This window comes from Marinigracilibium pacificum (genome assembly GCF_012926615.1).
Lineage (GTDB): Bacteria > Bacteroidota > Bacteroidia > Cytophagales > Cyclobacteriaceae > Mangrovivirga > Mangrovivirga pacifica.
The window spans coordinates 391353-403582 of sequence record NZ_JABBNU010000004.1; the positions used below are offsets into that span (position 1 = coordinate 391353).

Sequence of the window (12230 nt, forward strand, 5' to 3'; positions counted from 1 at the left end):
ATTGCTTTGATTTCAATCTATTCTTTCCTGAACATTATGTTTACTGTGGGAGAAAAGATTTTCGATTTCAATGCACCTCCTATATTTTTATTTTTCATACTTACATTTCAAGTGATTTTCATTTGGGAAGGTAATAGAACCTTATTTAACAAGATCGAGAAAAATTACGGTTCAACATTAAAAACTCTTCTCTTTTACTACTCAATTTCAATAATACTGGTCGTTGCTATTTCATTTATTGCTGTTCTGATTACAGCTGGAATTTTAGAAGGTGCCAAAACCGGATTTTGGAATAACTTGAGGCTAGATCTGGCATTTGTATTCAGAGTGAATCTATTTCTTCACACAGTTAATGCAATTGTGATATATGCTCAAAAAGCAACAACAATGAAAGAAGAGAAAAACAAATTGGAAAAAGAAATTCTCGAAGTTCAATATGATGCTCTCCGTAATCAATTGAACCCACATTTTCTTTTTAACAATTTGAATGCATTGAGCAGTTTAATTTCTATATCACCAGATAGAGCAGAAAAATTCGTTGAAAAACTTTCTCTCATATTCAGGTACCTGCTTCAACACAACAGTAATAACCTTGTAACAATAAAAGAAGAAATAGATTTTATAAAAAATTACTTAGATCTCTACAAAGAGCGATATGGAATTGCTCTCACATATGAAATAAACATTGATCAAGAATTTGAAAACCAATTAATAGTTCCTTCTGTAACACAATTAATATGTGAGAACATATTCAAGTACAATAGTTTCACAAAACAAAACCCGATACATATTAGAATAAACATTGATAAAGAAAATAACTACCTGGATATCTGGAATAGCCGCAATCCAAAAGCTGTCACCAAAACAGATAGTTCCGGAGTTGGATTTAAAAACATTGTTAAACGGTACGAAAATTTTTCTGATAAAAAAATTGAAAGTTTAAACAATGACTCTACCTTCTCGGTTAGATTACCAATAATTCCAACAGACAGCAGCAATGAATTACTTAATAATCGAGGATGAAGAAATAGCCGCGGAAAAATTAAAATCCCAGCTAAAAAAAATTGATAATGAAGCCACATTTTCCGGCTATTGTCAAAGTGTAGCTGAAACCATAGAATTTTTGAATAATGATCACCCTCCCATCGATCTTGTATTTATGGATATTCAACTTACCGATGGCGTTTCGTTTGATATATTCAAAAACACTACTCTTGATTATCCCGTAATTTTTGTAACTGCCTATGATGAATATGCTCTGGAGGCCTTTAAAGTTAATAGTGTTCACTATTTATTAAAGCCTATTTCCACTTCAGACTTAAATGAAGCTTTAAATAAATTTAAGTCGATTAATTATCACCATAGCTTCCAAAGCTTAAAAAAAATAGAAGATCAACTTTTAGGGAAAACAACCTATAAAGACAGGTTCATTAGTCAAATAGGATCCAAATTCTTTATTATTAAAACTCAGGATATTTCCGGGTTTTATGCTGATGGAAAAACTGTTTATTGTCTGAAGCATAATGACAATACAAAATACATAATTGAATATTCACTTGATATGTTGGAAAATGAGCTTTTAGACCCAAAGGCATTTTTCAGGATAAATAGAAAAATGATAATCCATATTGATAAAATATCGGAAATTAGGAATTATGTGAATAGCAGACTACTTTTAATGGTACCGGAATTAAATCTTCCTTTTGATGCTATAGTTAGCAGAGAAAGGGTCTCATCTTTTAAAAACTGGTTAAATCAGTAATCATGAATAAATACTTTTATCTTTTACCAATACTATTTATTTCCTTTATATCGACTCAAAAAGTTCAAGCACAAGGACCTGTAGTTATCGATACAACCGGTCTGGAAGCTAGAATAAACCTTATGGAATCAAGGATTTCATATTTAGAGGATAATCTGGCCAAAATGGATAAACAATTTAAAATTGGTGCTGCCATGGCTGCTACCGGCTATACTGTAACAATTATTGGAGGACTAATGTTGGGAAGAGAAAATGACAAACTAGGTCAGGGATTATTAATTGCCGGAGGTACAATAGGATTGAGTGGAACAATTGTTTTAGTTGATGCTTTTAAATATCTTGGTCGCTCCAAAAAAAGACATGGTCGGAAATGACGAGAAAAGAGAAAGCAAAGGAAATACTAAACATCTTAAACAATATCTATCCGGAACCTCCTATTCCACTCGATCACAAAGATGCCTATACATTATTAATAGCAGTTCTATTGTCTGCTCAATGCACAGATGAAAGGGTAAATAAAGTTACCCCTGAATTATTTGCCTTGGCTGACAATCCATATGACATGGTAAAGCTAACTGTTGAACAAATTAAATCTATAATAAGACCTTGTGGTTTATCACCTAGAAAATCTAAAGCCATTTATGATTTAAGCCAGATATTAATTGACAAGTACAATGGAGAGGTGCCAGATGACATGGCAAAATTAGAAGAACTACCTGGCGTGGGGCATAAAACAGCTTCCGTTGTTATGGCTCAGGCATTTAATGTGCCTGCTTTCCCCGTTGACACACATATTCATAGGTTAGCATGGAGATGGGGACTTTCTACCGGTAAATCTGTTGAGAAAACTGAAGCAGATCTTAAAAAAGTTTTTCCTCCTGAAACCTGGAATAAGGTTCACTTGCAAATAATCTACTATGCAAGAGAATATTCTCCAGCAAGAGGATATAGATTTGAAAAAGATATTATTAGTCAAAAATATGGCAGAAAATCTTTTACAAGTAAATACATTGACAAATAATGTCATCAACAGGTTACTAATTAATTTTAACCCGAATAAACAATATAAATAGAACAACTTTTTTTAATGGGATCGCATTTCAGGCTTGCAATATCTTTATTCCTAATTCTCCAGACCTTACTAGGTTTTGCTGTAGAGACAGACTCTACAACAATAACTATCAATGGAAATGAAAATGATATTATAGAGTTATCAGGAAAGTGGTATCTCATTAAAAACCTCGATAATAAAAGCATTATTAACTTACAGCATGGGCCGTTAAATAAATCACCTTATGAGTATGGTGAATATCAAAAAAAGATATTTTTAGATTCAGACGAACACAAAACAACAGCAATATTATTTCCAATAATTAGATCAGCCTACCAATTAAAAATAAACAATGAATTTATAACTGAACATGGCGTCTTTTCATTTGATAAAGATGAATATAAACCTGGAGCAAAAATAGTTCCTTATGAAATCACATTAAAGCCCGGTTTAAACACTATTTCTATATTATATGCTAATTATGACCACGTTAATGGTGGTATAATTGCTCCACCACTACTCGGTAACATAAGTCAATTAGAAGGACTATTAGTTCAAAACGATTTAGTACTTACGGCAATCTATAGTAGCATAATTTTGTTAGGAATATTTTTTATGGTATTCTTTATTAGCTGGAAGAAAGACCTTGAAATATTTTATTTTAGTCTTTTTGCCATTTTATGGGCTATAAGATGTTTAGCTACATCAGAAAAGAAAATCACTTATCTCTCAAACAATATAGATTGGGACTTATTAATGCGGATTGACTATTTCGCATTCTTTGGAAGCACCCTCTTTGGGCTACTGTTCTTTAACAGTCTGTTTAAAAATTATTCAAAGCCTCTTTTTGCTAAGGTGGCCATAATTGGTAACACTTCAATGATGGCCTTAACAATATTTTTTCCGGTTAAAGTATTTACAGAGGCAACTACAATAATTCACTTTGTATTGTCACCATTAATTGGGTATGTTATATATCTGGCGTATCAATCATATAAGAATAATGATGATATATCTAAAATAGGATTAGTTGCTGCAATTTCTGCCATGGCGATATTCTTTTTGGAATGGCTTCTTTATTTTCAATTTTTTGCCATTCCTGAATTTACAATTGATTTTGGTTATTTATTAATTTTTATATTGAATGCTTCAACACTTTCAAGAAGATTTGGGAAACGATTTACAATTCTGGAAAAGCTTCAAAAAGAAACTTATGATCAAAATAAGAAAATAGAAGAACAGCATAAGAAGATTATCGATTCGCACAACACAATTGTCCAGCAAAGAGATGAACTCGAAAAGAAGCATAATGAAATCAAAGCCATAAATATTAATCTGGAAGAAACAGTTCAGCTTAGAACCAGAGAATTAAAAAAAGTTAATAACGAATTAGACACTTTTTTGTATAGAGCATCTCATGACTTAAGAAGGCCTTTGACGTCAATCCAGGGACTATGTAATATTTCAATGGCTAATCAGGATATTCAGGAAATTCATCAGTTGGTTGAAATGATTAAACAGACAACAGGAACTATGGATGATATGCTTAAAAAGTTAATAAGCATAAGCGAAATATTTAATTATAATGGGAATAAAGATTTAATTCAACTAAATACAATTCAGCAGGAAATACTAACTATGTTTAAATGCAGGCTTGAGACAAACAAGATACAGTTAAACTTTAATACTGATTGTGACCAAATCTTAATCAATAAACGCATGCTATTTTTGATCATATATCAATTAATTGATAATAGTATCAACTATCATAAAAAAGGAGTAGAAAGGGAGCAGAAAGTAATAAATGTTAATTTCGAAAAGTCTAATAAGGAATTAGTTGTTTCTGTTTTTGATAACGGAACCGGTATTGAAAAAGGACAGCTTAATAAGGTATGTGGTATGTTTTATAAAGGTACTGATCAATCTTCTGGTAATGGTTTAGGGCTTTATCTATGCCAATCTGCTGCAAATAAAATTGGAGGTGAATTATCAATTATAAGTCAGGAACAAAACTATACTGAAGTAATCCTTTCTATACCTCTTTCTGAAGTTGAATTGGAATTAATTTCTCAGAATTGATTATTTAATAATAGATATTTCAAAGGTTGTCTTACCATTAGTAGATTCAACCAGTCTTATCTTCCCTCCTAGCTTATCCATTGCCACTTTTGAAATATACAAGCCTAACCCTGACCCCTTTGACCTCTCAGATCCTTTATAGAACATATCAAAAATATGACTTTTGGATTCTTCTCTAATTCCAACGCCATTATCTGTCACATAAAAATTAACATACTTTCCGTTAGGCACAATGTCAATTTTAACTTTAGAGTTTTCATTTGAAATATCTGAATACTGAATACTATTTAAAAACAAGTTATAAAACACTCTTTTTAGTAATTCAGGATCCGTTGAAATGGGTTTATCATAATTATTAATGATATCTAACTCAAAAGGGAGCCCATTTTTAACATTTGCTTCTTTAAACGCAGTTTTTATTATTTTTTGATAGTCTACATTCTTGATTTTCGGATCGTTCTCTCTTATTGAAATAATATCAATCAATTTCTTAAGAATGACATACATTTCATCAGCAGAATTAGACAATAAACTCATGTATTTAACTGCAACTTCTTCTTCTACTTCAAGCTTACCCAGATGACACAAACCTTTCAATCTTGCTAGCGGCCCTAACAAATCATGAGATGCTTTATACATAAAAGTATCCAGTTCTTTATTCAGATAGGCTAATTCTTTATTAGCTTCTTCAAGGCTGGCTGTACGTTCAGACACCTTTCGCTTCAACTCTTTATTGAATTTATGAATTGTATCATTAGCCTCTTTTAATTTTTCATTTATGGCCTCATACTCTTCATTTTTTTCTTCTATTTCGTCTTTCTGTTTCTGAATTTCTCTAGTCCTTTCTTCTATTCGCTCCTCGAGCTTCCTATTATAATTCCTTAGACTACTAATACTTAAATTAACAATCATAACAACTAAAAAAAGAGCTCCCATACCTGCAACTAATAGAAACCAAGGAGATTCATACCATGGAGGAAGAATACTAAAGTTAATTTTGATAGGCTCAATTGAATTGGTTTCATTGAGATTTGAAGCCTTAAATTCTAAAGTATATTTACCAGGTTTCAAATTACTAAACGAGACAATTCTTTGAGTTGAGGCTGGTGACCAATATTTCTCTGCCGGTAGTAATCGGTAACGATAAACCCAATCTGTTTTTCCAATCAGATCAATACAATCAAAGTAAAATGTTAAGGTAGTAACATCATTTTCAATAGATATTACCTCATCTGAATTAATGTATTTTTTTAATTCCTCATCCACCTCAAGTGGAGATTCACCATAATTTCCGGAGATATCTTTCAGAAAAAGTTTTGGTTCAGAATTTCCTAGAATATTCGGAGATCTTTTAACTAGAGTAATCCCATTATCTGTACCAACCCATAAATTATTAGACGAATATGAAAGTGCATGCGGATATCTTGAAATACCATAAAAACCATCTTCCTCTCCATAGGCTATAGTTTCCTCTGCATTTCCAGATTCATTTATAATAATACATTCAAGTCCATTATCAGTATTAAACCAGATTTTCCTGGATGTTTCGATAAATAAATTAAATGTGTTTAATGAACTTAACCCTTCATTTTTGGTAAACCAGGTCACCTTATCATTTCTTATCCTTATTAAGCCAGATCCCAAAGTAGATAACCAATAGTCCTGATCTTTACTTTTACTAATTTGAGTTATCTTAACATTTTGATCTTTACCAAGGTCAAATGATTCAACTTTACCATTTATTAATTTATATAAACCTTTATCGGTGGCAATCAATAAATTGTTAAATTCATCCGAATATATATCATTAATTTTTGATGAATTGAATCCATCACTTTGATCAAAATATCTAACAACCGTATTGGTAAAGAGAATTAATCCATTCTCAGTAGCTACCCATATACCATTTTTAGATCTTGCCAATGAATTTATTTTCCCATTTGTATATGGCTTTAAACTATAGGAATCAATAAACCCATCTTTAAACTTTATTAACCTGCCATCGCTAGTTCCAAACCATAAGGCACCACCACCATAACTTACACTTGTAAACAATTCATTTCGAAGCCATTCTTCTCCGGTAATATCTGCGAGATTAACAGTGTCTTTTGAGGAAATTCTGTAAGCACCATTACCAAGAGTCGTTACCCAGTTAGTAGTAGAGCCTTGAGTAGTTTGGTAAATTCGCGTAATAATACCCAGATTTTCAGGTTTGGTATTGAGATAAGTGAATTGATCCCCTCTATAATTAAACACTCCGGAATTTCCACCGGCAATCCAAAGCATACCATTAAGATCCAAATGAAGATCATAAATATCAGTAGCATTCAATCCATTTGAAGGACCATAATTAATTACTTTATTCTCATTGATTGAGAAGAGACCTTTAAGCGATGAAATCCAAATTGTTCCCTGATAATCTTTTAAAACATCAGTTACTCCCGCTCTATATAAATTAGGAAATTCTTTAATGAAATTTCTTACTTTACCATTCTGGAGGGTATAGATGTCCTCATTTGAAACAATAGCTAGTTCATTTTCACCTAAACCTTTGATACTAATAATCGGTGATGAAGATATTTTTAAAGCATCATACTCACCAATATCCTTATTCATCAAAAGTCTACCTTTAGATGTTCCAACATATAAAAGATCATCATAATAAATTAAAGCACTTACTTTTTCATTATTATATAATTGCGGAATATCAAATGGGTAAACTTTACTATCCGTATATAGAAATATTTCATTTTCAGACAAAAAGAATAGACTATCTCCTACAGCTGGTATTATTTTATCAACTCGCTGACTGAAAACAGAATCCTGTTCTTTAACAACTTTATCATTAGTAATATTAACAGTACCATCAAGAGTACTCACCCATACTGATCCATTGTCTGAAATATTTACATCAAGAACAAAATCCGAAGGAAGGCCCTTTTCTCGGTCAAACCGTACAAATTCAGAACCATTAAATCTAAACACACCGCTACCTTTGGTTCCTATCCATAGATAGCCATTATTATCCTGTATTACTGAGGATGCAGTAATTTCAGTATAGGTATTACCTACTTTTAATTGATTAAATTCGAATTGAACATTCTGACCATATAACCCTTCCCCGTAGATAAATATGAGCAGAAAAATAAGATGGATTAAATATTTCACTATTCTATACAGCTGTCAAGAATCGGAATCTAATATACAACAGCATTACGAAGAAATTAAAGAAATCTTTACTTTTTAATTATGGTTATACTGGTAATTTTATACAGTATTAATCAATAGTTCAACTAACTGTCTTATTGAGAGTTTTTTACAGAATCTTTATCATCATTTTGAGTATCATTTCCTTCTCCGTTTAATATCCGTTCTTTTAGTTGAGGTTTACTTCCTGGAAATGTAGTTCTTTTGGCAATATCAATACAAACTATCCCTATGATTATAATGAATATTGCAGAAAAGATTAAAAAATACTTTTTTGATTTGGAATTTTGTTTAGCCATTTGTCAAATCTTTGGAGCTAACCAGATTAATGCCATTCCACCAATTATAAGCAACAACGACAACCAACCTGGCTCTTTATACTTCGAAATTAATAAATCATTACTTTTTATGCCCTGATTATGTTCAATAATCGATTCTTCTGTCTTAATTGAATTTTCAATTACATTAAATTCAGGCCAATCATTATCATAAACATATAACATAAAACTGTTCCCAGAATTATATCTAAACTCTACCCAACCAGTTGAATCAATTGCACCGGATATTCTATTTAAGTTGGGCACCATATTCAACTCCAATGCATCAAAATTTCCATTGCCAGGTAAATCCACAGAAATGATTTCACCAGTAAACAAACGGTTTTTTGTTAAGTAAGGAAACTTAATAAATACAGGATCTGAAACAGCATTGCTCACAATTTTAATTGGCACTTGCCATATTTCATTATAAACATCCTCTGAACCTCTCAACATAATTTCAAAAGTTGTATTGAAAGGTAAAACGGTGACCCTACCATTACCTGAAATAAAGTATGGCCATTTAAGTTCATTTAATTCAGAATTTTTATACAAGTCAAATGATAGTTCATTACCTTTCAGACCCGCCAGAGATGATCTGGCTAATGTTTCCCGGGTTCCATGAACGTTTACATTGTAACTAATTCTTTGCCCTTCTTGCCAGTAAGTTTTTAAATTGACATTTAGATAATTTATAGCAAGATTTACTCCCCTCCTGTTGTCTCCGGTTATAATTAATCCTTTACCATTTTGGTTTATCAAATCTGAAATTATAGACCATTCATATGAGTTAAATGCATCGGATGAAACAATGAATAAATCAAACTGATAAAGCCACTCTTGATTAAATTGATAAGGCTCAAACTCTCCGGCACTTTTATTTAGAAATCTGTCTCTAGAAATTTGTGACCGATAAAAATAAGAGTGCCCTTCTGATTCAAGCCATCTTACCAGAGTATTAAACTCACTATTTGGTGTTTGGGTAAATAAGCCAATTTTCTTGGGCGTATAAGGTAATACATTTACCCCCAGTTTGGATGTTCTTACTTTATTAAATCCTTTATAAAATTCTACATTTAGAATTGATTTACCTGGTGATTTAAATTTATGATTAATTACAAAATCGATTTGTTTATCAGTATCCAATCTTTTAGCTGCAATAATTTCATTATTAATATTTATTGCAATACTATCATATTTTGACAATAAATAAGGTTTCAGGTTTAATTGCCAATCCTTACCAACTGAAGTTGAATAATCACATGAAAATGGCTCTTCAAATTTTCGATTATACAATACCTCAGCTTTTCTATTATCTATTAGATATGATCTGAGTTTAAGCTGATCTTCCCATGGACTGACAATTTTAATATTCTCAACTAATGAAGGATCTATAAAGTGATTGTTATTAACTGAATCCTCATATATAACAATGTTGTTTTCACCTTTAATAGGAGAAAAAATTGTAGAATCATACCCGGTTCCAACAAGATAAATATTGGAAGTATCTAAATCTGCATTATTGGCTAGAGGAAATAGCAATAAATACAATCCTATCGCCAGTAAAAAAGACCCGGTTATTTTAATTATACGCTCCTTACCTTGTGTTTTAACAGAAAATACAAAAGCTATCAAGGCAGCCAGAAAGATTAAAATAATATTCAGCCAATAATGGTTCATTGTGTTAATTTTTTCTTATAAAAATTGACTAAACTATCAGAGATAACTTTCTGATTTTCTGACTTATAATTAAAATCAGATAGAATTTTATTTAAGGATTGTAGTAACTGATCCGATTCAGATTTAGACAATTTATCACCCTGTGAAACTTTTCTTAAACTTGCGAGAGGCTTTAATAAGGTAATGTCATTATTTTGAAGAATTCTACGTGAAAACTCATTACCAACTAATTGAATGTCAGCTGAGTTATAAATTTTAGAATTCCCTATTAAATAATCCTTAAAAGAGATTAATGAAGTATATAAATTATACTCCTCTATCTTTGCCTTTTCACTAATTCGCTTATCACTTATATCATTAAGGTCACCCGCATACCGACGTTCAGACAATTTAATCGGAGGTGGTTCAAACCCAACCCTTTCCACATATACCCTTGAGCGCTGTTGAATTTCCTTAATTAATAATAAAGCACGTTCTTCATAAGGTAACGCAGTCGAAGGTTTCATCATTCTAAGATACAATTCTGCATCCCACATTTCATTAAGAGCTGCACGTAGGAGTGCTTTTATTGACTGGTCAAAAAAGGTCGACTCAGACTCAATATCGTGAGTATGAACAAAGTCATCCAGCCCTGTTAGTTCATCCTTCCCTGTTGCTGAAGGAGCATCAGATTCATGTTCATGGTCTTCATGATCATCTCCATCTCCACCATGATCGTGTTCTTCTGTTGCATCAGCTTCAGGCGTAGTAATTCCAAGGCCACCAGTCTCAAATTCTTCTCCCATAAACTTACTATACCTGATTCTAAGCAATTTCTGATCATAACCTAACTCATTACTTCTTTGTCTGAATTCATCCTTGGTAATTTTTAAGCTATCAGATATTAACTTTTTAGTATCTATAATTATTTGTCTTTGTGACCTAAAATATTCAGGCATAATATCAACAGCCATCCCACCACTATATGTGAGTTTATCAGCATTTTCATCAACTAGTTTTATAAACCTCGTTTGACTCTTAGTTATGTTTGCAGCCGGTTCCTTATTATCAGTTGCTCTAACGTGAAAATAAACTTCATCGCCTGGTTCCAATGACAAAGAATTAGTTGTTAAGGAAAAAGCATACCTTCCATTACCAACTCTAACCATATCAAATTCCTGATCTCTGAATTTCACACTTTCACCGGAACCTCTACTAACAGTAGTAACTATCTTAACATCCGTGATAGCATAATCATCTTTGACCATTGTGATTATATCAAACTTAAAATCAGACTTAAATGGTGTTATTAAATATTCTTCAACAGGCTTAATAAATGTAATTTCAGGTGCATTATCAGGAATAACATTTATAGAAAATGAGGTTACAGATAAAAACTCTCCTTCTGTCAATACTCCGATTTCAACAATTTTGTCAGATGTTACATTTTCTGATCTATAAAAGTATTTACCTTTTTCATTTTCATTAAAATTTATGGTGTCATTCAGGTTTTCTATAACAAACAAATTCCTTTCTGGCTTTGATTCAATATTAATGATCAATGTTGATCTTTCAGGAATAGAAATGCTTTCCAAATCACTATAAAACGACCTTTTCCCAGTATAGGAAGGCGGAATCACTCTCATTGAAGCTTTATCAATTCCGAAAGCAATTTTCAGATTTTCGTTTGCCTGATTTAACGAATCGTTGGTAACAGATCCTGGAGTTATTCCTAGAACACGATCATTCTCCATTTTAGCTTGATTAACTAAATACCAGGCAATTAAGGTAAATAGAGCAAACAAAAAAGTGTTGAATAAACTTATTGGCGGGCTTAATTTTTTAAGCGCTTCAATCACATACTTTTTAATGCGCTCCAATTGAATTTCTTCAACCAGGGACTTATTTTTTTTCGTAATTAACCCTGTACTACTTTGTACTAGCGGTTCATTACTGTTAATAAAATCAAGTACATTTTGAGCGTTAAGTGTAAAGAATTGAAAAGAAATCAGAAATCCGGCTAATGTCACTATGAACAAACCATATGCCCAATAGTAAACATCCTCATATCCATCACCAAGCAAGATCAGGATTAAAGACAAGCCAAAAGAATAAAAGATGGATTGCAGGAGAATTTTCATTTTCCATTTAATTA

At 31.8% G+C, this 12230-nt stretch carries 9 protein-coding genes; 5 read left to right on the forward strand and 4 right to left on the reverse strand.

Annotation, left to right across the window (positions count from 1 at the left end; all coding sequences use genetic code 11):
* Positions 1-36: 36 nt before the first annotated feature.
* The 5 genes from HH304_RS08405 (at position 37) to HH304_RS08425 (ending at position 4892) form a co-directional block, all read left to right on the forward strand.
* Positions 37-1023, forward strand: coding sequence for a sensor histidine kinase (locus HH304_RS08405; protein WP_169680132.1), 987 nt, complete (start codon positions 37-39; stop codon positions 1021-1023).
* Positions 998-1762: a LytR/AlgR family response regulator transcription factor gene (locus HH304_RS08410; protein WP_169680135.1), complete on the forward strand. Its 765-nt coding sequence runs from the start codon at positions 998-1000 to the stop codon at positions 1760-1762. Before HH304_RS08405 ends, HH304_RS08410 begins: the two co-directional genes overlap by 26 nt.
* A gap of 2 nt (positions 1763-1764) precedes the next feature.
* Positions 1765-2136 carry a hypothetical protein gene (locus tag HH304_RS08415; protein ID WP_169680137.1) on the forward strand — a complete coding sequence of 124 codons (372 nt, stop codon included), beginning with the start codon at positions 1765-1767 and terminating at the stop codon, positions 2134-2136.
* Positions 2133-2783, forward strand: a complete 651-nt coding sequence (gene nth / locus HH304_RS08420) for an endonuclease III (RefSeq protein ID WP_169680140.1) — start codon at positions 2133-2135, stop codon at positions 2781-2783. The genes HH304_RS08415 and nth overlap by 4 nt, the downstream gene beginning before the upstream one ends.
* Positions 2784-2849: 66 nt before the next feature.
* Positions 2850-4892: a sensor histidine kinase gene (locus HH304_RS08425; RefSeq protein ID WP_169680142.1), complete on the forward strand. Its 2043-nt coding sequence runs from the start codon at positions 2850-2852 to the stop codon at positions 4890-4892.
* Here the strand turns inward: HH304_RS08425 and HH304_RS08430 are convergent, their stop codons facing one another.
* From HH304_RS08430 to HH304_RS08445, 4 genes are all read right to left on the reverse strand, one after another.
* Positions 4893-8060 (reverse strand): sensor histidine kinase, encoded by a 3168-nt coding sequence (locus HH304_RS08430; protein ID WP_169680143.1) that lies wholly within the window; start codon positions 8058-8060, stop codon positions 4893-4895.
* A 134-nt stretch (positions 8061-8194) separates the two neighbouring features.
* A complete protein-coding gene (locus HH304_RS08435; protein WP_169680146.1) occupies positions 8195-8398 on the reverse strand; it encodes a hypothetical protein in 204 nt (67 codons plus the stop codon).
* 3 nt (positions 8399-8401) lie between these two features.
* The gene (locus tag HH304_RS08440) at positions 8402-10096 is read right to left on the reverse strand and encodes a hypothetical protein (protein ID WP_169680148.1); all 1695 of its coding nucleotides are present in this window, start codon (positions 10094-10096) and stop codon (positions 8402-8404) included.
* A complete protein-coding gene (locus HH304_RS08445) occupies positions 10093-12216 on the reverse strand; it encodes a DUF4175 family protein (RefSeq protein ID WP_169680150.1) in 2124 nt (707 codons plus the stop codon). The genes HH304_RS08440 and HH304_RS08445 overlap by 4 nt, the downstream gene beginning before the upstream one ends.
* Positions 12217-12230 lie beyond the last annotated feature (14 nt).

Bases quoted from the DNA above. Each gene is read 5' to 3' on its own strand.
- HH304_RS08415 (WP_169680137.1), top strand. From the start codon at position 1,765: ATGAATAAATACTTTTATCTTTTACCAATACTATTTATTTCCTTTATA.
- HH304_RS08405 (WP_169680132.1), top strand. From the start codon at position 37: ATGTTTACTGTGGGAGAAAAGATTTTCGATTTCAATGCACCTCCTATA.
- HH304_RS08435 (WP_169680146.1), bottom strand. From the start codon at position 8,398: ATGGCTAAACAAAATTCCAAATCAAAAAAGTATTTTTTAATCTTTTCT.
- HH304_RS08425 (WP_169680142.1), top strand. From the start codon at position 2,850: ATGGGATCGCATTTCAGGCTTGCAATATCTTTATTCCTAATTCTCCAG.
- HH304_RS08440 (WP_169680148.1), bottom strand. From the start codon at position 10,096: ATGAACCATTATTGGCTGAATATTATTTTAATCTTTCTGGCTGCCTTG.
- HH304_RS08410 (WP_169680135.1), top strand. From the start codon at position 998: ATGAATTACTTAATAATCGAGGATGAAGAAATAGCCGCGGAAAAATTA.
- nth (WP_169680140.1), top strand. From the start codon at position 2,133: ATGACGAGAAAAGAGAAAGCAAAGGAAATACTAAACATCTTAAACAAT.
- HH304_RS08445 (WP_169680150.1), bottom strand. From the start codon at position 12,216: ATGAAAATTCTCCTGCAATCCATCTTTTATTCTTTTGGCTTGTCTTTA.